General features: G+C 68.7%; 17 protein-coding genes and 2 riboswitches. Of the genes, 13 read left to right on the top strand and 4 right to left on the bottom strand.

Translation table 11 applies throughout. From position 1 onward, the window contains the following. Positions 1–3: 3 nt before the first annotated feature. The 4 genes from nadC to KZC52_RS05095 are packed head-to-tail and all read right to left on the bottom strand — an operon-like array spanning position 4 to position 4,374. Complete coding sequence (nadC, locus tag KZC52_RS05110; RefSeq protein WP_247622976.1) at positions 4–855, bottom strand: carboxylating nicotinate-nucleotide diphosphorylase; 852 nt, start codon at positions 853–855, stop codon at positions 4–6. After that, the gene (gene nadB / locus KZC52_RS05105; RefSeq protein WP_247622975.1) at positions 855–2,327 is read right to left on the bottom strand and encodes an L-aspartate oxidase; all 1,473 of its coding nucleotides are present in this window, start codon (positions 2,325–2,327) and stop codon (positions 855–857) included. Before nadB ends, nadC begins: the two co-directional genes overlap by 1 nt. Then, positions 2,324–3,661 (bottom strand): quinolinate synthase NadA, encoded by a 1,338-nt coding sequence (gene nadA, locus KZC52_RS05100; protein WP_247622974.1) that lies wholly within the window; start codon positions 3,659–3,661, stop codon positions 2,324–2,326. Before nadA ends, nadB begins: the two co-directional genes overlap by 4 nt. Next, positions 3,658–4,374 (bottom strand): NUDIX hydrolase, encoded by a 717-nt coding sequence (locus KZC52_RS05095; RefSeq protein ID WP_247622973.1) that lies wholly within the window; start codon positions 4,372–4,374, stop codon positions 3,658–3,660. Before KZC52_RS05095 ends, nadA begins: the two co-directional genes overlap by 4 nt. Positions 4,375–4,634: 260 nt before the next feature. Here KZC52_RS05095 and KZC52_RS05090 point away from each other — a divergent pair, with 260 nt between their 5' ends. The 13 genes from KZC52_RS05090 (at position 4,635) to KZC52_RS17530 (ending at position 20,857) form a co-directional block, all read left to right on the top strand. Further along, positions 4,635–6,326: an ABC transporter substrate-binding protein gene (locus KZC52_RS05090; RefSeq protein ID WP_247622972.1), complete on the top strand. Its 1,692-nt coding sequence runs from the start codon at positions 4,635–4,637 to the stop codon at positions 6,324–6,326. Positions 6,327–6,366: 40 nt separating this feature from the next. Further along, positions 6,367–7,362 carry an ABC transporter permease gene (locus KZC52_RS05085; RefSeq protein WP_247622971.1) on the top strand — a complete coding sequence of 332 codons (996 nt, stop codon included), beginning with the start codon at positions 6,367–6,369 and terminating at the stop codon, positions 7,360–7,362. After that, complete coding sequence (locus KZC52_RS05080; protein WP_247622970.1) at positions 7,355–8,344, top strand: ABC transporter permease; 990 nt, start codon at positions 7,355–7,357, stop codon at positions 8,342–8,344. The genes KZC52_RS05085 and KZC52_RS05080 overlap by 8 nt, the downstream gene beginning before the upstream one ends. Next, the gene (locus KZC52_RS05075; protein ID WP_247622969.1) at positions 8,341–9,198 is read left to right on the top strand and encodes an ABC transporter ATP-binding protein; all 858 of its coding nucleotides are present in this window, start codon (positions 8,341–8,343) and stop codon (positions 9,196–9,198) included. Before KZC52_RS05080 ends, KZC52_RS05075 begins: the two co-directional genes overlap by 4 nt. Beyond that, positions 9,195–10,061 carry an ABC transporter ATP-binding protein gene (locus KZC52_RS05070; RefSeq protein ID WP_247622968.1) on the top strand — a complete coding sequence of 289 codons (867 nt, stop codon included), beginning with the start codon at positions 9,195–9,197 and terminating at the stop codon, positions 10,059–10,061. Before KZC52_RS05075 ends, KZC52_RS05070 begins: the two co-directional genes overlap by 4 nt. Before the next feature lie 28 nt (positions 10,062–10,089). Continuing rightward, a riboswitch (glycine riboswitch) is annotated at positions 10,090–10,184 on the top strand. A 1-nt stretch (position 10,185) separates the two neighbouring features. Then, a riboswitch (glycine riboswitch) is annotated at positions 10,186–10,282 on the top strand. A gap of 54 nt (positions 10,283–10,336) precedes the next feature. Further along, positions 10,337–11,518 (top strand): glycine cleavage system aminomethyltransferase GcvT, encoded by a 1,182-nt coding sequence (locus tag KZC52_RS05065; protein ID WP_247622967.1) that lies wholly within the window; start codon positions 10,337–10,339, stop codon positions 11,516–11,518. Continuing rightward, positions 11,515–11,892, top strand: a complete 378-nt coding sequence (gene gcvH / locus KZC52_RS05060; RefSeq protein WP_247622966.1) for a glycine cleavage system protein GcvH — start codon at positions 11,515–11,517, stop codon at positions 11,890–11,892. Before KZC52_RS05065 ends, gcvH begins: the two co-directional genes overlap by 4 nt. Positions 11,893–11,953: 61 nt before the next feature. Next, on the top strand, positions 11,954–14,794 hold the full coding sequence (gene gcvP / locus KZC52_RS05055; RefSeq protein ID WP_247624707.1) for an aminomethyl-transferring glycine dehydrogenase: 2,841 nt from the start codon (positions 11,954–11,956) through the stop codon (positions 14,792–14,794). Positions 14,795–15,015: 221 nt separating this feature from the next. Beyond that, positions 15,016–16,653, top strand: a complete 1,638-nt coding sequence (locus tag KZC52_RS05050) for a peptide ABC transporter substrate-binding protein (protein ID WP_247622965.1) — start codon at positions 15,016–15,018, stop codon at positions 16,651–16,653. Between the two features lie 107 nt (positions 16,654–16,760). Then, complete coding sequence (locus tag KZC52_RS05045; RefSeq protein WP_247622964.1) at positions 16,761–17,687, top strand: ABC transporter permease; 927 nt, start codon at positions 16,761–16,763, stop codon at positions 17,685–17,687. Next, positions 17,680–18,621 (top strand): ABC transporter permease, encoded by a 942-nt coding sequence (locus KZC52_RS05040; protein WP_247622963.1) that lies wholly within the window; start codon positions 17,680–17,682, stop codon positions 18,619–18,621. The genes KZC52_RS05045 and KZC52_RS05040 overlap by 8 nt, the downstream gene beginning before the upstream one ends. After that, a complete protein-coding gene (locus KZC52_RS05035) occupies positions 18,618–20,297 on the top strand; it encodes a dipeptide ABC transporter ATP-binding protein (protein ID WP_247622962.1) in 1,680 nt (559 codons plus the stop codon). The genes KZC52_RS05040 and KZC52_RS05035 overlap by 4 nt, the downstream gene beginning before the upstream one ends. Then, on the top strand, positions 20,294–20,857 hold the full coding sequence (locus tag KZC52_RS17530; protein ID WP_247622961.1) for a PH domain-containing protein: 564 nt from the start codon (positions 20,294–20,296) through the stop codon (positions 20,855–20,857). Before KZC52_RS05035 ends, KZC52_RS17530 begins: the two co-directional genes overlap by 4 nt. Positions 20,858–20,865 lie beyond the last annotated feature (8 nt).

The raw sequence follows: 20,865 nt of genomic DNA, 5'->3' as shown, positions 1-20,865 counted from the left end.
GCGTCAGCCGATCCGCAGATCCAGGCCGAGGTCGAGTGCGCGAGCGGAGTGCGTGAGCGCACCGACCGAGATGACGTCGACTCCGGTCGCGGCGATCGCGGCGACCGTGTCGAGATTCACGCCTCCGGATGCCTCGACCGTGGCGCGCCTGTCGATCATGGCGACGCCCGCGCGGAGGTCGTCGAGGGTGAAGTTGTCGAGCAGCACGGTGTGCGCCCCTCCCTCGAGCACGGCGGGGATCTGGTCGAGGCGATCCACCTCGACCACGACGTGCGCGGTGTGCGGAAGGCGCGCGATCGCGGCGCGCAGCGCCGTGGCGGTATCGACGCCGGAGCGGGTGAGGACGGCGAGATGGTTGTCCTTCGCCATCACGGCATCCGACAGGGAGTACCGGTGGTTGCTGCCGCCGCCGCAGGCGACGGCGTGGCGCTCGAAGGCGCGCAGGCCGGGTGTCGTCTTGCGGGTGTCGGCGATCCGAACGGGCGTCTGCGCGACCGCTCGGACGTACTCTGCGGTGACCGTCGCGATGCCGCTCATGCGCTGGGTGAAGTTCAGTGCGACGCGCTCGGCGGTGAGGATGCTGCGCGCCGAGCCCGATACGGAGGCGAGCACGTCGCCGTTCTCGAACGCATCGCCGTCACCGACGTGCAGGTCGACGGTCACGTCGGGGTCGGTGAGGGCGAAGGCGGCGGTGAAGACGGTGCCGCCGCTGAAGGCGCCGGGCTCGCGCGCGACGAGATCCGCGGTGGCGGTCGCATCGGCGGGGATCAGCGCTTCACTCGTCAGGTCGCCCCACGGAGCGTCCTCCTCGAGGGCGGCGGCGACGACACGGGTGAGGGTGGCGGCGGTGAGCATCAGACTCCGATCAGGGCGGGTTCGCGGAAGTGGGCGCCGACCGACGCGGTGCGCAGGAGAGCAGCGGATGCCGTCGCCTCGGCGAGCACCAGCAGATTCGCGTTCTCGTGCGCGGCGACGTCGACCGGGGTGGGGAGTGCGGCGCGCCAGGCGCGGATGGTCGCCAGCGCGAGTCGCAGTCCGTCGTCGGTGCGCAGCAGCCCCACCTCGTCCCACATCAGTCGCTGGAGGGCGTCGCGCGAGAACGGCGAGGAGATCGGCGTCGCCGCGTTTTCGGCGATCGCGTGCGGCTCCGGCGCCTGCGGCAGAGGCCAGGGCGCTCCGATCGCCGCAGCGGCACGGGCCCCGAAGACTGCGCCCTCGAGCAGCGAGTTCGAGGCGAGGCGGTTCGCGCCGTGCACGCCGGTGCGCGCGGCCTCGCCCACGGCGAAGAGACCGGGCACGGTCGTACGGCCGTCGAGATCGGTCGCGATCCCGCCCATCAGGTAGTGCGCCGCCGGCGTCACGGGGATCGGCTCGCGCGACCAATCGAAGCCGCGCTCGCGGGTGACGCGGTCGATCGTCGGGAAGCGCCGAGCCAGGGTCGGGGCGCCGAGCATCGTGGCGTCGAGACGAACGGGCGAACCCTGCCGGGCGGCCTGACGCGCGATGGCCCGCGACACGACATCGCGCGGTGCGAGTTCACCGTCGGGGTGGCTGTCGAACGTGAAGCGGCGACCCGTGTCGTCGATCAGTGTCGCACCCTCGCCCCGGACGGCCTCGGAGATCAGGAAGGCGGGCTGCGCGTCGAGGATCGTCGGGTGGAACTGCACGAACTCGAGGTCGGCGACCGCCACGCCCGCGCGCAGGGCGGCGGCGATGCCGTCACCGGTCGTGCCGTCGGGATTCGTGGTGTGCGCGTAGAGGTGCCCGGCGCCTCCGGTCGCGAGCACGACGGCATCCGCGTCGAACTCGTCCGACTGCCCGTCGCGCAGCAGACGGATGCCGCGCACGGCAGCCCCGTCGACGATCAGGTCGACGAGGAACGCGTGCTCGACGACCGCCATCCCGGTTCCGCGCACGGCGGCGGTGAGGGCACGGGCGATCTCGGCGCCGGTGGCGTCGCCGCCCGCGTGCACGATGCGCGCGTGGCTGTGCGCGGCTTCGCGAGCGAGCAGGAGCGCGCCGTCGGGGGAGCGGTCGAAGGCTGCTCCGCGGGCGATCAGTTCGGCGATCCGAGCGGCGCCGTCCGCGACGAGCACCCCGACCGCCGCCTCGTCCGACAGACCGGCTCCCGCGGTCATCGTGTCGGCGGCGTGCAGGGCAGCCGAGTCGTCCGCCCCGTAGACACCCGCGACTCCGCCCTGCGCGTACCCCGTGCATCCGTCGCCGAGCGTGCCCTTCGTCACCACCGTGACGGTGTGACCCGCCTCGTGCGCGTGCAGGGCCGCGGTGAGGCCCGCGACGCCCGAGCCCACCACGATGACGTTCATCGCGCGCTCGCAACCACCGGCGGCTTCGCGGCGAGCATCCGCTCCAAGGAGACGCGCGCGGGGTCGGCGACGTCGGACGTGACGGTGATCCGGTTCGGAGTGCGGCCCGCGACGAGCTCCTCGAGCACCCAGGCGAGGTAGCCGGGGTGGATGCGGTACATCGTCGAGCACGGGCACACGACCGGGTCGAGGCAGAAGATCTCGTGCTGCGGGTACTGCGCGGCCAGTCGCTTGACGAGGTTGATCTCGGTGCCGATAGCGAACGTCGTGGGTTCGGTCGCCGCATCGATCGCGCGTCGGATGTAGTCGGTCGATCCCGCCTCGTCGGCCGCATCCACGACCTCCATCGGGCACTCCGGATGCACGATCACCCGCACGCCCGGGTGCTCGGCGCGCGCCTGCTCGATCTGCCCGACCGTGAACCGGCGGTGCACCGAGCAGAAGCCGTGCCACAGGATCACCCGGGAGTCCTCGAGGACCTCGGCGCTCGACCCGCCGAGGGGCTTGCGCGGGTTCCACATCGGCATCTGCTCGAGCGGCACTCCCATCGCCTTGGCGGTGTTGCGGCCGAGGTGCTGGTCGGGGAAGAACAGCACACGGCGTCCGCGCTCGAACGCCCACTCGAGCACGGTCTGCGCATTGGACGACGTGCAGACGATGCCGCCGTGGCGACCCACGAATCCCTTGATCGCAGCGGAGGAGTTCATGTAGGTGACCGGGATGACCGGCACGCGTCCGTCCTCGTCGATCGCGTCGAGATCGCCGAGCACGTCTTCGAGCTGCTCCCAGCACTCCTCGACCTGATCGATGTCGGCCATATCGGCCATCGAGCAGCCGGCCGCGAGGTTCGGAAGGATCACGGCCTGGTCGGGGCCCGAGAGCAGGTCGGCGGTCTCGGCCATGAAGTGCACGCCGCAGAACACGATCGCCTCGGCATCCGGTCGGCCCTTGGCCGCCGTGGCGAGCTGGAAGGAGTCACCCACGTAGTCGGCGTGGCGCACGACCTCCTCGCGCTGGTAGAAGTGTCCCAGCACGACCACGCGGTCGCCGAGCGTCTGCTTGGCGGCGCGGATGCGTTCATCGAGCTCGGCCTCGTCCGCCTCGCGGTAGGCGACGGGGAGCTCTCCCTGACGCGGAGCTCCGGTGGGGATCACGTCGCCCATCGACGACCCGGGTCCGTACCCGGGGCGGGTGTCGAAGTCCCAGGGGCCGACGGCGAGGTCGGTGGTACAGGTCTCGTCGACGGACGCGCCGGTGACGATCGCCTGGATCGCGTGATCGACCGAGCCGTCTCGCGGCGGGACGGCGGGTGCGGGGACGAAGGTGATGCTCATCGGATGCTCGTTTCTTCGGGACCGAGGGGGCCGCGGGCGGCCAGTTCGACGTCGGTGTTGTCGCGGTACAGGCGGGCGGGACGGTGGCTGCCGGTGCGGAAGCGGTCGGTGGGGATGAGGTTGCCGGTCGCCTCGACCTGGCGCCGGAAGTTGGCGGGATCGAGTTGCCGGCCGAGGATCGCCTCGTAGGCCTCGCGCAGGTCGGCGAGCGTGAACTCGGAGGGGAGGAAGCCGTGCGCCACGCGGCTGTAGCCGACCTTGCTGCGCAGGCGCCACAGGGCGTACTCGATGATGTCGGCGTGATCGAAGGCGAGTTCGGGGAGCGCATCGACGTCGAACCATTCGACGTTCTCGGGCGCGCGCCCGGATGCCCGGTGCGCGGCGCTCTGCGCGAGAACCTCGTCCTGACGCAGGAGCGCCCAGTACACGATCGAGATCACGCGCGTGGGGGAGCGGTCGACGGCGCCGAAGGCGTACAGCTGCTCGAGATACGACGGGGTGAGGCCCGTGGTCTCGGCGAGCGTGCGCGCGGCGGTGTCGATCGGGGATTCGTCGGGGGCGATCCACCCGCCGGGCAGTGCCCAGCGGTCGGCGAAGGGTTCGCGCGTGCGTCGCACGAGGGGCAGCGCGAGCGCGGGAGTGCCCAGCGCCGACGGGCGCAGCGTCAGGATCACGGTGGATCCCGCGACGCGGATGCCGTCAGTTCGAGTCATAGTTACCTTAACCTCCGTCTCGATCTTAGTGTCATCGAGACACTTAGTGCGAGTGGATGACGCTCCGCGGCGTCGAGTCCGAAACGTTATGTGACGGCGGAGAGAACTCTTGTCCCCCCGGACGGGGTTTGTTAGGTTACTGTCCTAACAAACCCCGTCGCTCGGCAGAGCAGCCGACGACGGCCACGATCCCCACCCCCGAGGATCGGCTCCACACCCGGAGCACCCCTCCTGCAGTGCAGCACCGAGAGGAATCAAGAATGATCCGTAATGGCAAGCGCAAGATCGCGCTCACCGCGGTAGCGGGGGCATCCGTCCTCGCTCTGGGCCTGACCGCCTGCGGTTCGGGCGGCAGCGGCGACTCCGACGCGAACGGCGACCGCGCCCTCCGCGTCTGGGCGGGCAGCCAGACCCCGATCACGGCCAACTACAACCCCTTCGCGCCCACCGTGCTCCACGGTGCGCTCGGCCCCATCTACGAGCCGCTGTTCTTCTTCAACAAGACCGCGGACACCGAGCCCGTCGGCCTCATCGGCGACACCTACGAGTACAACGAGGACGGCACGGTGATCACCGTCACCATCAAGCCCGACCTCAAGTGGAGCGACGGCGAGCCCCTCACCGCGGCCGACGTCGCGTTCTCGTTCGGATACGAGGCCAACAGTCCCGACGCCAACGGGCTGGTGTCGGCCGAGGCCACCGACGACACCACCGTCGTGCTCACCTACGACAGCGCGCAGTACACCACCGAGTTCCAGCGGCTCGGCTCGACGTACATCCTCCCCGAGCACATCTGGAAGGACGTCGACGACTACGCCAACTTCGCCAACGAGGACCCGGTCGGATCCGGCGCCTACGTCGTCGACAAGACCACGAGCGAGTCGTACACCCTGGTCGCGAACGAGAACTTCCGCGACGCCGCCGACCTCGGCGTCAAGAAGGTGCAGTACATCGCGGTCGACAACAACCAGACCGCGCAGGACCTGCTCGCGGCCGGAAAGCTCGACTGGACCGGCATGTTCATCCCGAACCCGGATGACGTCACCGCGAACGGCGCGATCGACTGGATCAACACGCCGCAGGACCCGACGGTGCTCTACACCTGCTCCAACGCCGACCTCGGCTGCACCGGTCCGCAGACCGACGTCGCCGTGCGCCAGGCGCTCAACGCCGCGATCGATCGCGGCACCATCAAGGAGAAGGCGTTCGTCGACCTGACCGCCGAGATCTCGCCCACCTACGCCCTGCTGCCGCGCGACGAGAAGTGGGTCGCCGACCCCGCGAATGAGCTCAGCCCGCAGGAGGCCGACGCGGCCGAGGCCGGATCGATCCTCGAGGCCGCCGGCTACACGAAGGGCTCCGACGGCATCTACGAGAAGGACGGCGTGCCCGTCGAGCTCAGCCTGACCTCGGTCGACGGATGGACCGACTACAACGACGCCGCGAAGCTCATCGCCGAGCAGGCCGAGGCCGCGGGGATCAAGATCAACGCCTCGACCGTGCAGTGGCAGGAGTTCTCCGACACCCGTCAGAGCGGGGAGTACCAGCTCATCGTCGGCGGCATGATCGGCACCTCGGTCGCCGATCCGTTCCAGATCTACCGCGACTGGTTCGGCGGCACCGCCGTCGCCTCGACCGGCCCCGTCGGCGAGGAGATCCCCACCGGGCGCTGGAACTTCAGCCGCTACGACAACCCGACCGTCGACGCCGCGATCCAGTCCGCGATCAGCACGAACGACGAGGCGACGAAGAAGGAGCTGTACGCGACGATCCAGACCGAGATCGTGCGCGACCTCCCCTACATCCCGCTGGTGATCAACGCCACCCAGACCTTCTACAACACGAAGGACTACACGGGCTGGCCGACGGAGGACGACCTGTACGCGTTCCCGCCGTCCTGGGGCGCGATCGCGGCGGGCTACGTCCTGACGCATCTGCAGCCGGTCGAGTAAGCACCGCCAACGGGGAAGCAGGAAGTCAAGGAAGACGCACATGAAGTTCTATGCACGACGGATCGGGTTCTACGCCTTCACGCTGTGGGCCGCGATCTCCATCAACTTCCTGCTTCCCCGCATGATGCCGGGCAATCCCGCCGACATCATGATCGCCAAGATGCAACGCGCGGGCGGTGACGTCTCGGAGACGACCATCCGCAACATCAAGCTCCTCCTCGGGGGCGACGACTCCTCGCTGTGGGAGCAGTACCTCTCCTACTGGGGGCGGATGTTCCAGGGCGACCTGGGCGTCTCGGTGACGAAGTTCCCGACCCCGGTCACCGAGCTCATCGGGCAGGCGCTGCCGTGGACGCTGATCCTCGTCGGCACCGCGACCGTGATCTCGTTCATCCTCGGCGTCGTGCTCGGCGCCTGGGCGGGGTGGAAGCGCGGCACGTGGGTCGATCACCTGATCCCCGCCACGACCGTGCTGCAGTCGATCCCGTACTTCTGGATGGCGCTCATCCTCGTCGCCGTGTTCGCGGTCGGCCTCGGCTGGTTCCCGATCTTCGGGGGCTACGACGTCTTCGACTTCCCGGACGGCCCGGAGCCGACCTGGGCGTTCTTCACGAACGCCGTCTCGCACGCGATCCTCCCCGCGGTCACGATCGTGATCAGCTCGGTGGGCGGATGGCTGTTCGGCATGCGCAACATGATGGTCTCGACCCTCGCCGAGGACTACGTTCTCACCGCCGAGGCCAAGGGGCTGCGTCCCCGGCGCATCCTCACCACCTACGCCGCGCGCAACGCGGCCATCCCATCGATCGCGGGCTTCTCGATCACCCTCGGGTTCGTGGTCGCCGGGTCCATCGTCATGGAGCAGGTCTTCACCTACCCGGGCATCGGCAAGCTGATGTTCCAGGCCGTCACCAACAACGATTACGCGCTGATGCAGGGACTCTTCCTCGTCATCACGATCACCGTGCTCGCCGCCAACTTCTTCATGGATCTCATCTACGGATTCATCGACCCGAGGGCTCGCCAGAATGTCTGACACCAAGCTCACCCCGATGCAGATCGTCAAGGAGCAGCCGACCGACACGCCTGCCACGACCATGACGCTCGCCACCGCGACCGGCCGATCGAGGCGGGGACGCGGACTGATGCCCACCCGCTCGGTGAAGTTCGTGACCGGCCTCGTGCTCGTGCTCGCGATCACGCTGTTCGCGATCATCGCGCCGTTCTTCACGCAGAACCCGCGGAGCACCGACAACGCAGCCCTGCAGCCGCCCTCCGCCGAGCACTGGCTGGGCACGACCAAGCTCGGCAACGACATGCTCGCCCAGCTCGCGATCGGCGCGCAGGGTTCACTGCTCGTCGGCGTCACCGCCGGCGGCATCGCGATCGTGCTGTCGCTGCTCTTCGGCGTGCTCGCCGGATACCTCGGCGGGTGGCGCGAAGACGGACTCGCCCTCATCACCAACGTGATGATCGTCATCCCCGGCCTGCCGCTCGTGATGGTGATCGCGTCGTTCGTGCCGCAGCGCAGTTGGCAGCTGGTGGCGTTCGTGCTCGGCATCACGTCGTGGGCGGGTGCCGCGTACGTGCTGCGGCTGCAGACGCGCTCGCTCCGTACCCGCGACTACGTGTCGGCCGCGAAGGTGGCCGGTGAGCGATCGTTCCGGGTGATCCTCGTCGAGATCATGCCGAACCTCCTGCCCTTGCTGACCGCGCAGTTCCTCTTCGCGATCATCTTCGCGATCCTCGGCGAGGCGGGCCTGTCGTACCTGGGGCTCGGCCCGAACTCCTCGATCACGTGGGGCACGATCCTCAACGACGCGCAGTCCGGGCAGGCACTCGGACGCGGAGCGTGGTGGTGGTTCGTGCCGCCGGGCGTCATGATCGCGCTCCTCGGCGCGGGGCTCGCGCTGATCAACTTCGCCATCGACGAGATCATCAACCCGAAGCTGCGCAACGCGCCGGATGCCGCACGACGCGTGCGCCGGGCAGCCAAGACGAAGGGGGTCGCGGCATGAGCGACGCCGTCCTCACCGCCCGCGGCGTCTCGATCGAGTACGAGGTCGATCCGCCGGTCAAGGCCGTCCGCAACGTCTCGCTGACCCTCCACCGCGGCGAGATCCTCGGTCTCGCGGGGGAGTCGGGGTGCGGCAAGACCACGCTCGCCTACGGCATGAATCGGCTGCTCAAGGCTCCGGCCCTCATGACGAGCGGGGAGATCGTCTTCCACGACCGCGACGGCGACGACATCGACATCGTCGGCCTGCGCGACGACGGTCTGCGGGCCTTCCGCTGGGACAAGATCTCGATGGTGTTCCAGGGCGCGATGAACTCGCTCAATCCCGTGATCGACGTCCGGGCCCAGATCTACGACATCTTCGACACGCATCGCCCGGGTATGACGCGCGCGGCGAAGAAGGAGCGCGCCGAGGAGCTGCTGACACTGGTGGGCGTCGACCCCGCGCGACTGACGAGTTTCCCGCACGAGCTCTCGGGCGGCATGCGTCAGCGCATGATGATCGCGATGGCTCTGGCCCTCGACCCGCAGGTCATGATCATGGACGAGCCCACGACGGCGCTCGACGTGGTCGTGCAGCGCGGGATCATCCGCGAGATCATGCGGCTGCGCGAGAAGCTCGGCTTCGCGGTGATCTTCATCACCCACGACCTGCCGATGCTGATCGAGATCTCCGACCGCATCGCCGTGATGCTGCAGGGCGAGATCGTCGAGCAGGGAACCGCCGAGGAGATCTACCGATCTCCTCGGCACGAGTACACGAAGCGGCTGCTGTCGAGCTTCCCCAGTCTGCGCGGAGAGCGCGGGGACTTCGTCCGCACCGGAATGCACGAGAGTCAGGAGCAGGTGCGATGAGCGCTCACACGGATGGCGGTGCCGCCGCGCGCACGCTCGAGGCGCGGCACCTCACGAAGGACTTCCACCTGCGGTCGGGCTTCAAGACCAGCATCCTGCACGCGGTGAAGGACGTCTCCTTCACGCTCGAGGCGGGCAGGACGATCGCGCTGGTCGGGGAGTCCGGGTCGGGCAAGTCCACGATCGCGCGCATGCTCATGAAGCTCGAGACGCCGACGAGCGGGCAGATCCTGCTCGACGAAACCGAGACCGGCACGCGGGGGCAGTCGCTCGCCCGCTATCGCTCCGACGTGCAGATGGTGTTCCAGGACCCGTTCGCCTCACTGAACCCGTTCCACTCGATCGTCCACCACCTCGAGCGGCCGCTGCGCATCCACCACCCCGAGTGGAGCGGCGCGCAGGTGCACGAGCGTGCCCTGGAGCTGCTGGACCGCGTGCGGTTGTCGCCGGCGAAGAGCTTCGCCGAGCGCAAGCCCCACGAGCTCTCGGGCGGGCAACGTCAGCGTGTCGCGATCGCGCGTGCGCTCGCCCCGGGCGCGCGGTTCATCGTCGCCGATGAGCCGGTCTCGATGCTCGACGTGTCGATCCGACTCGGGGTGCTCAACCTGCTCGCGGATCTGCAACGCGAAGACGACCTCGGCGTGCTCTACATCACCCACGATCTCGCCACCGCCCGGCATTTCTCCGACGAGATCATGGTGCTCTACAAGGGCGATGTGGTCGAGCGCGGCCCGGCCGACGAGGTCATCCTGAACCCGCAGCACGCCTACACGAAGACGTTGCTGGGTGCCGCGCCGGAGCCCGAGAACCTCGGTCGCCTGCGCGACGAGGTCAGGCGGGAGCTCGCGGCGGAGACCCGCTAGACTGGGCGCACAATCGAACACGGGCCGAATGACCCCCGCGGGAGAGCCCCGGCGAACGCAGCCGGGCACCGAAGGAGCAAGCCTCCCCGCCAATCTCTCAGGTACGCGTACCGCGCGGTTCCGGCCACTCTGAAAAGCGATCCCGCCCGTCGGGGGATCCGCCGACGGTGAAAGCCCTGCGTCAGCGCGGGCGAAACTCTCAGGCCCATGACAGAGGGGGAGTTCCGAGGAACGTCGCTGCCGTCGTTCCGCCCGTCTGCATCCGGGAGAACTCCATGTCCGATCCCCGTTACACCCCGCTCCGCGAGCGCCATGAGGCACTCGGCGCATCGTTCACCGACTTCGGCGGCTGGCAGATGCCGGTGCGCTACACGTCCGACCTCGCCGAGCACCACGCGGTGCGGCAGTCGGCCGGTCTCTTCGACATCTCGCACATGGCGGAGTTCCTCGTCACCGGACCGTATGCGGGCGAGTTCCTCGACTACGCGCTCGCCGGTCGCATCTCGGCGATGCCCGTCGGCAAGGCGAAGTACTCGCTCGTGCTGGCCGCCGACGGGGGGATCATCGACGACGTCATCGCCTACCGCCTCGCCGACGACCGGTTCCTGGTGATCGCGAACGCCGGCAACCGCGGATTCGTCGACTCCGCCTTCGCCTCGCGCGTGCGTTCGTTCCCGTCGATCATCGAGCGGCAGCAGGAGCGCGCGGAGGGCGAGGAGCGCAGCTTCGCCGGTTTCCTGGGCGACCGGGGCGTCGACGTCGAGGACGTCTCCGATTCCTTCGCCCTGATCGCGGTGCAGGGCCCGGCGGCGCAGGCGATCCTGGCCGACACGGAGGGGATCGACGCGCTCAGCGTGCCGTGGGGCGAGCAGAAGTACTACGCCTGGGCCCAGGCCACGTTCAGCGACGAGCCCCTGCTCATCGCCCGCACCGGGTACACGGGCGAGGACGGCTTCGAACTCCTCGTGCGTGCCGACGATGCCGCGGTGCTGTGGGACGCGCTCCTCGTCGCCGGTGAGCCGCACGGTCTCGTGCCGGCCGGGCTCGCCGCCCGAGACACCCTCCGCCTCGAAGCGGGGATGCCGCTCTACGGGCACGAGCTGACGACCGAGACCAAGCCCGCGCAGGCGGGGCTCGGCCGGGTCGTCGCCGCCGACAAGTCGAGCTTCATCGGCAAGGACGCGGTGGATGCCGCGGCCGACGCCCCCGTGCTCGTGGGGCTCGTCGCCGAGGGCAAGCGCGCCGGCCGGGCCGGCTACGGCGTCGTCGACGCCGACGGCACCCCGCTCGGTGAGATCACCAGCGGTGCGCTCAGCCCCACTCTCGGCCATCCGATCGCGATGGCCTACGTGACCCCTTCTTCCGCGGAAGAGGGAACCGCAGTATTCCTGGATGTGCGGGGGACGAGGATCCCCGCGACCGTGACCGCTCTGCCTTTCTACCGGAGGACGAAATGACCGATCTCAGCACCCTGCACTACACCGAGGAGCACGAGTGGATCGCCGTGGAGGGCGACACCCTCACCGTCGGCATCACCGACTACGCCGCCGACAAGCTCGGTGACGTGGTCTTCGTCGAACTGCCCGCCGTGGGCACCGAGGTCGCCGCGGGCACCGTCGTCGGCGAGATCGAGTCGACCAAGTCGGTGGGCGAGCTGTACGCGCCCGTGACCGGCACCGTCGTCGAGGTCAACGACGCGGTCGTCGACGATCCCTCGCTCGTTAACGCCGAGCCCTTCGCGGGCGGATGGCTCATCAAGGTCTCCGTCGCGGGCGGAGCGCCCGACGGACTGCTCGACCGCGACGCCTACGTCGCACTCACGGAGGGCTGATCCGCACGTGGTCTCTTTCGCCGATCGTCATATCGGACCCACGGCCGACGCCCAGCGTCGGATGCTCGATGCGCTCGGCATCGGGCCCGACGTCGACCCCGAGGGGCCGCTCGAAGCGCTGATGACCGAGGCGGTGCCGTCGTCGATCTTCACGGCCGCGCCGTCGGAGTCCGCGCTCGCGGACAGCAGCATCCCCGCCGCCGCCAGCGAGACCGAGGCGCTCGCGGAACTGCGCTCCCTCGCCGCGCGCAACACGGTGAACCGGCCGATGATCGGTCTCGGTTACTACGGAACGATCACCCCGCAGGTGATCCAGCGCAACGTGCTCGAGAACCCGTCGTGGTACACGGCCTACACGCCGTACCAGCCCGAGATCTCGCAGGGCCGACTCGAGGCGCTCATCAACTTCCAGACGATGGTCGCCGACCTCACCGGGCTCTCCACCGCCAACGCGTCGATGCTCGACGAGTCCACGGCCGTCGCCGAGGGCATGCTCCTCGCACGCCGTGCGTCGAAGGCCAAGACCGACGTGTTCGCGGTCGACGCCGACGCGCTCCCGCAGACGCGCGCGCTCCTCGAGAACCGGGCGGATGCCGTCGGCATCCGTCTCGTCACGGTGGACTTCGCCGCGGGCGAGCAGCTGCCGGCCGACCTGTTCGGCGTCTTCGTGCAGTACCCCGGTGCCTCCGGTCGCGTGTGGGATCCGTCCGCCGTGATCGATGCGGCGCATCTCGCCGGTGGCCTGGCGGTCGTCGCGGCCGACCTGCTCGCGCTGACCCTTCTCACCTCGCCGGGAGCCCTCGGTGCCGACGTCGCCGTTGGCACGACCCAGCGCTTCGGCGTGCCGATGGGCTTCGGCGGCCCGCACGCCGGGTACATGGCGGTGCGCGCCGGTCTCGAGCGTCAGCTCCCCGGCCGCCTCGTCGGTGTGTCGGTCGATGCCGACGGCAAGCCCGCGTACCGCCTCTCGCTGCAGACGCGCGAGCAGCACATCCGGCGCGAGAAGGCGACCTCGAACATCTGCACCGCGCAGGTGCTGCTCGCGGTCATGGCGTCGATGTACGCGGTCTATCACGGACCCGACGGCCTGACGGCGATCGCCCGGAGCGTCGCCGGCAAGGCGGGGCTGCTGCGCTCCTGGCTCGTCGAGGACGGCGCCGACGTCGTGCACGACGCGTTCTTCGACACGCTGCAGGTGCGCGTCCCCGGGCGCGCGGCCGAGTACGTCGAGCAGGCGCACCACGGCTACGGCATCCTGCTGCATGCGGCGGATGCCGACACCGTGGGCATCTCGGTCGACGAGACCACGACCGTCGACGAACTGCTGCAGGTCGCCCGCGTCTTCGGGGGCCGCGCCGAGCGAGCGTTCGCCTTCGTCGATGACGCGAACGCCCTGCCCGAGGGGCTGCTCCGCCGGGAGGAGTTCCTCACGCACCCCGTCTTCCACGCACACCGCAGCGAGACGGCGATGATGCGCTATCTCAAGAGCCTCGCCGACCGCGACTACGCGCTCGACCGCGGCATGATCCCGCTGGGCTCGTGCACGATGAAGCTCAACGCGGCCACAGAGATGGCGGCGATCACGTGGCCCGAGTTCGCGGGCATCCACCCGTTCGCCCCGGCATCCGACGTCGCCGGCTACCTCGAGCTGATCGATCAGCTCGAGGCCTGGCTGGCCGAGGTCACCGGATACGACGCGGTGTCGCTGCAGCCCAACGCCGGCTCGCAGGGCGAACTCGCAGGGCTCCTGGCGATCCGCGGCTACCACCTCGCGAACGGCGACGAGCAGCGCACGGTGTGCCTGATCCCGTCGTCGGCGCACGGAACGAACGCCGCGTCGGCCGTGCTCGCCGGGATGAAGGTCGTCGTCGTCGCGTGCGACGAGCTCGGCAACGTCGACCTCGACGATCTGCGGGCGAAGATCCAGGTGCACGCCGAGGAGCTCTCGGCGCTGATGATCACCTACCCGTCGACCCACGGCGTGTACGAGCACGACGTGGTCGAGATCACCTCCGCCGTGCACGATGCGGGAGGTCAGGTGTACGTCGACGGTGCGAACCTGAACGCGCTGCTCGGCTACGCCCGCTTCGGCGACCTCGGCGGCGACGTCTCGCACCTCAACCTGCACAAGACCTTCGCGATCCCGCACGGCGGCGGCGGACCGGGTGTCGGACCGGTCGCGGCCAAGGCGCATCTCGCGCCCTACCTGCCCTCGCACCCGCTCGCGCAGCGCGCGGAGCACGCGGGAGGCCACGTCTTCGCCGGTGGGGCCGTCTCGGGCGCCCCCTACGGCTCGGCGGGCGTGCTCCCGATCTCGTGGGCGTACGTGCGGATGATGGGCGGTGCGGGCCTGCGGCGCGCGACCGCTGCGGCCGTGCTGTCGGCGAACTACATCGCCGCTCGCCTGGGCGAGCACTACCCGGTGCTCTACACGGGCGAGAACGGTCGGGTCGCGCACGAGTGCATCCTCGACCTGCGCCCGCTGAAGGAGGCGACGGGCATCACCGTCGACGACGTCGCGAAGCGCCTGATCGACTACGGCTTCCACGCGCCGACCATGTCGTTCCCGGTCGCGGGAACCCTGATGGTCGAGCCGACCGAGTCGGAGGACCTGGGCGAGATCGAGCGGTTCATCGAGGCGATGATCCAGATCAAGGCCGAGGCGGATGCCGTGGCGGCGGGTCGCTGGCCGGCCGACGACAACCCGCTCGTGCACGCACCGCACACGGCCGTGTCGCTGATCGCGGGGGAGTGGACGCACGCGTACACCCGCGAGGAGGCCGCCTATCCGGTGCACGCGTTGATCGCCGGCAAGTACTGGCCTCCGGTGCGGCGCATCGACCAGGCGTACGGCGACCGCAACCTCGTGTGCGCCTGCCCGCCGATCGAGGCGTTCGCCTGATCCGATAACACGCCGACGGCACCGTTTCCTCCCGGAGGCGGTGCCGTCGGAAGTTTTACGGCGTGTTGCCGTGTGTTTCGGCGATGTTTCAGATGGTCACCACTCAGTAACGGTTGATTAGCCGGGCGCGTCGGGCGCCAGATGCCGGGATACTCTGAAATATCCCTACGTGCTCGACGATGAGCGCGCAGTCAGAAGTACACGTCCTAGGAGGACACATAGTGAAGCGCAACAAGATCGCCCTTGCGGGCACCGCGCTGTTCGCGATCGGCGCCCTGGCGCTCGCGGGCTGCGCGAGCGGTGGTGGAAACGACTCCGACGGCGGCAGCGCCGCGGGCGAGGCGAACCCGGACGCCATCATCACCACGAACGGCTCGGAGCCGGAGAACCCGCTGATCCCGACCAACACCAACGAGGTCGGCGGCGGAAAGATCCTCGACGAGATCTTCGCAGGGCTCATCTACTACGACGCCGACGGCGAGCCCGTCAACGACGTCGCCGAGGAGATCACGACCGAGGACCCGCAGCACCTCACGGTCAAGATCAAGGAAGGCCTCACCTTCACCGACGGTGAAGAGGTCACCGCCGACAACTTCATCAAGGCGTGGAACGAGGGCGCGAAGCTCTCCAACGGCCACCTGTCGAGCTACTTCTTCGAGGACATCGAGGGCTTCAGCTACGACGAGGACTCCGAGCTCACGGGCCTGGAGCAGGTCGACGACTACACCTTCACGATCGCGCTGAACAAGCCGGCCTCCGACTTCGCTCTGCGTCTCGGCTACTCGGCGTTCTACCCGCTCCCGGACGTGGCCTTCGAGGACATGGACGCGTTCGGTCAGAACCCGATCGGCAACGGCCCGTACAAGATCGACGGCGACGACGCGTGGCAGCACGACGTGCAGATCGACCTCGTCCGCAACGACGACTACGAAGGCGGCCGCAAGGCAGCCAACGGCGGTCTGACGATCAAGTTCTACGCGACGCAGGAAGCGGCCTACGCCGACCTGCTCTCGAACGAGGTCGACGTCATCGACGCGATCCCGACGAACTCGCTGGCCGTCTTCACCGACGAGCTCGGCGACCGCGCCGTGAACCAGCCCTCGGCCGTGTTCCAGTCGTTCACCATCGGCCAGTTCCTCCCGCACTTCTCGGGCGAAGAGGGCAAGCTGCGTCGTCAGGCGCTCTCGATGGCGATCAACCGCGAAGAGATCACCGAGACCATCTTCTCGGGCTCGCGCACCCCGGCCGCCGACTTCACCTCGCCGGTCATCGCCGGCTGGTCGGACTCGGTCCCCGGTAGCGAGGTTCTCGACTTCAACCCGGAGAAGGCGAAGGAGCTGTGGGCCGAGGCCGACGCCATCTCGCCGTGGGAGGGTGACTTCAAGATCGCGTACAACGCCGACGGCGGGCACGACGCCTGGGTCGACGCGGTGAGCAACCAGATCAAGAACAACCTCGGCATCAGCGCCTCGGGCGACCCGTACCCCACCTTCCAGGACCTTCGCACGAAGATCAACGACCGCACCATCACCACGGCTGCGCGTTCGGGCTGGCAGGCGGACTACCCGGGTCTGTACAACTTCCTCGGACCGCTCTACGCCACGGGCGCCGGTTCCAACGACGGTGACTACTCGAACCCCGCGTTCGACGAGCTCATCTCGGCCGGCATCAGCAACCCCGACTCCGACGCGCAGATCGAGGACTTCACCAAGGCTCAGGAGGTCCTCTTCCAGGACCTGCCCGCCATCCCGCTGTGGTACTCCAACGTGACCGGTGGATTCAGCGAGAACGTCGACAACGTCACGTTCGGCTGGAACTCCGTCCCGCTGTACTACGAGATCACGAAGGCCGGCGAGTAAGATCTAACGGCACTTCACCTGTGAGGCGGTGACGATTTTCGTCACCGCCTCACAGGCTTGTGTTCGCACGGTCTTCTTACTCCCCCCCCCTTCAGAAGGGACAGCGGATGCTCGGTTACATCCTGAGACGTCTCCTGCAGGTGATCCCGGTCTTCTTCGGTGCCACCCTGCTCATCTACTTCCTCGTGTTCGCCATGCCCGGCGACCCGATCCTCGCCCTGTTCGGCGACAAGACCCCCAACCCGGCGGTCGTCGAGCAGCTGCGCGAGCAGTACCACCTGAACGACCCGTTCATCGTGCAGTACTGGTACTACATCACCGGTGTGTTCCAGGGTGACCTCGGCAACACGTTCTCGGGCCGTCCGGTCTCCGCCGTGCTCGCCGCGACGCTCCCGGTCACCGGTCGCCTCGCGGTCATGGCGATCGGAATCGAGTTCACGCTCGCGATCATCATCGGAACGGTCTCGGCGCTGCGCAAGGGCAAGATCTTCGACAACGTGTCACTCATGGTCGCGCTCGTCGCGATCGCGATCCCGATCTTCGTCGTCGCTTTCCTCGCGCAGTACTTCCTCGCGATCAAGCTCGGGTGGTTCAAACCGACGGTCGGCGCCGACAACGACTGGGGCGGTCTCTGGCTCCCCGCCATCGTGCTCGGCTTCAGCCTGTACGCCGTGAGCATGCGCCTGATGAGAAGCTCCGTCATCGACACCCTCAATCAGGACTGGGTGCGCACCGCCTACAGCAAGGGCCTCTCGCGCGGTCGCGTGATCCCCGTGCACGTGCTGCGCAACTCGCTGATCCCCGTGATCACGAACTCCGCCACCAACTTCGGCGTGCTGCTCGTCGGCGCGACCGTCACCGAGGGCATCTTCAACGTGCCCGGCGTCGGAAACACCCTGTTCCAGGCCATCCAGCGCGGTGAGGGACCGACCGTGGTCTCGTTCGTCACCGTGTTCGTCATCCTGTACGTCCTGGTGAACCTGCTCATCGACCTGCTCTACGGTCTGCTCGACCCGAGGATCCGCTATGCCTGACCCCACGACCCAGAAGCACTACGTCGCCCCGGTCGAAACCGAGTCGATCGCGGTAGATGCCGTCCGCATCTCCGAGAAGCCCAGCAACCTGTGGCGCGACGCCTGGAGCGACCTGCGCCGTCGTCCGCTGTTCTGGTTCTCCGTCGTCCTCGGACTCGTGTTCCTGCTGATGGCGGTGTGGCCGACGCTGTTCACCGCCACCGCACCGGACTCCTGCGATCTGGCGAACAGCAACGGCGGCCCGGCTGCCGGGCACCCGCTCGGCTACACGTTCCAGGGCTGCGACATCTACGCCCGCATCGCCTGGGGTGCGCAGACGTCTCTCGCGGTCGGCCTCATCGCCACCGTGATCTCGTCGTTCCTCGGCCTGATCATGGGCGCACTCGCCGGTTTCTACGGCGGGTGGCTCGACGGTCTGCTGTCGCGCATCGGTGACATCTTCTTCGCGATCCCGTACATCCTCGCGGCCGTCGTCGTCATGACGGTGTTCCGCGACTCGCGTTCGGTGTGGACGCTGGCGCTCGCGATCGGCGGGTTCGCCTGGGCCTCCACGGCCCGTGTCGTACGAGCAGAAGTGCTGCGCGTGCGTCAGGCGGACTTCGTCGTGGCGTCGCAGGCTCTCGGCCAGTCGAAGTTCAAGATTCTGCTCAACCACGTCATCCCGAACGCGATCGCGCCGCTGCTCGTCGTCTCGACGCTCGGCCTCGCGGCGGCGATCGTGGCCGAGGCCACGCTGTCGTTCCTCGGTGTCGGTCTGGGCAGCGACGTGATGTCGTGGGGTAACGACATCAGTGATGCCCAGGCATCGCTCCGTGTCGCCCCGATGGCGCTCATCTATCCGTCGATCGCGCTGACCCTCGCGGTGCTCGCGTTCGTGACCCTGGGTGAGCTCATCCGAGACGCCCTCGACCCGAAGGCGAGGGCACGCCGATGAGCGAGCGCATCACCGATCAGGCGCCCCTGCTGAGCATCCGCGACCTCAAGGTCGCCTTCCGCACCCAGGAGGGTCTGCGCGAAGTGCTCCACGGCATCAGCTTCGACGTGTTCCCGGGCGAGACCGTCGCGATCGTGGGGGAGTCGGGTTCCGGCAAGTCCACGACCGCCACCGCGATCGTCAACCTGCTGCCCGGCACCGGCACGGTCACCGGCGGATCGATCACCCTCGAGGGTCGCGAGCTCACCACTCTGAGCCGCACGGCCATCGAGGGCGTGCGCGGCCGCGACATCGGATTCGTGCCGCAGGACCCGATGTCGAACCTCAACCCGGTGTGGAGCATCGGCTTCCAGGTGAAGGAGGCGATCCGCGCCAACGGCATCGCCCAGGGTCGCCAGGCCGTAAAGGCCCGCGCGATCGAGGTGCTGCAGCAGGCGGGTCTCGCCGACGCTGAACGCCGTCTGCACCAGTTCCCGCACCAGTTCTCGGGTGGCATGCGCCAGCGCGCGCTGATCGGCATCGGCCTCGCGGCCGATCCGAAGCTCCTGATCGCCGACGAGCCGACCTCTGCCCTCGACGTGACGGTGCAGCGCGTGATCCTCGATCACATGGCCTCGCTGACGCGTGACAAGGGCACCTCGGTGCTCCTCATCACGCACGACCTCGGCCTCGCGGCCGAGCGCGCCGACAAGATCATCGTGATGAACGGCGGCAACATCGTCGAGGCGGGCCCCAGCCGGCAGATCCTCGAGGATCCGCAGCACCCGTACACCAAGCGGCTCGTCGCGGCGGCGCCCAGCGTCGCCTCGCAGCGCATCCAGGCGGTCGTGGAGGATCGGGGCATCGAGACCCTCGACGACCTCGCCGACATCCCGCCGACGGTGCGCGTGGCCGGGCTCACGAAGGACTACAAGATCCGTCAGGGCGGCTTCCGCAGCGAGGCCTTCCGCGCGGTCGACGACGTGTCGTTCGAGATCCCCAAGGGCAAGACGCTGGCTCTGGTCGGGGAGTCCGGCTCGGGCAAGTCCACCGTCGCGAAGATGGTGCTCAAGCTCGAGGAGCCCACCGCGGGAACCATCGAGATCGACGGGCAGGACGTGTCGAAGCTGTCGAACGCGCAGGCGTTCGGTCTGCGCCGCCGCATGCAGCCCGTGTTCCAGGACCCGTACGGCTCGCTCGACCCGCTGCGCAACATCGGCAACACCATCGCCGAGCCGCTGCAGATCCACGGCGTCGGCGATCGTGCCTCGCACCGTGAGCGTGTGGAGGAGCTGCTCGACCAGGTCGCCCTTCCGCGGGCGCTGGCGACGCGCTACCCGAACGAGCTCTCCGGCGGTCAGCGGCAGCGCGTGGCGATCGCCCGTGCCCTCGCGCTCAAGCCCGACATCATCGTGCTCGACGAGGCCGTCTCGGCTCTCGACGTGCTCGTGCAGGACCAGGTGCTGCAGCTCCTGGCCGAACTGCAGTCGGAGCTCGGCCTGACCTACCTGTTCATCACCCACGACCTCGCGGTCGTGCGCGTGTCGAGCGACCTGGTGTGCGTCATGGAGAAGGGTCGGATCGTCGAGCAGGGTACCGTCGACGAGATCTTCGCCAACCCGCAGCAGGAGTACACGGATCGCCTGCTCCAGGCGATCCCCGGCGCGTCCATTCCGCTCGGCGGAAGCGGCGCGTGACCGCTGCCGACAAGTCCGAGGACGTGCGGATCTTCCGCGCGTCCTCGGGCACGGCCGTGCTCGTGATCTCCGGCGCGCTCGCGCTCTTCCTGCTCGGCGACACGGTCGTGCGGGGCAGCTGGACGCAGATGTTCCTGGTGGCGCCGTGGGTGCTGCTGGGCATGTGGGTCGTGTACGAGCTGAGCTTCGTATCCATGGTGCGGGTCGACGACGCCGGTGTGGTCGTGCAGAACATGCTCCGGCGCACCTCGTTCGGCTGGGCCCGCGTCCGCGACGTGGACTTCCGCTGGCAGCTGGAGTTCTCCCTCGACGACGACTCGCGCGTCAGCGCCTACGGCGGACCCGCCCGCGCGCGTCCCTCGCGTCGTGATGCGGCAGAGGGCGAAGCATCCAAGGCCCCGGCCGGCATCCGCGATCTCACCGAGATCCGCGACCGGTGGGATGCGGCGACCGGGGCGGACGCCCCGATCCGCCGCGAGTGGGACTCCCGCGCGCTTCTCGCCCTCGGCATCATCGTGCTGTGGGCGATCGGCGCCGTGCTGATCACGAACGCCGGCTGAACGCGGGC

It is taken from the genome of Microbacterium galbinum, from assembly GCF_023091225.1.
Lineage (GTDB): Bacteria > Actinomycetota > Actinomycetes > Actinomycetales > Microbacteriaceae > Microbacterium > Microbacterium galbinum.
This window is presented reverse-complemented; position numbering and strand designations above follow the sequence as displayed.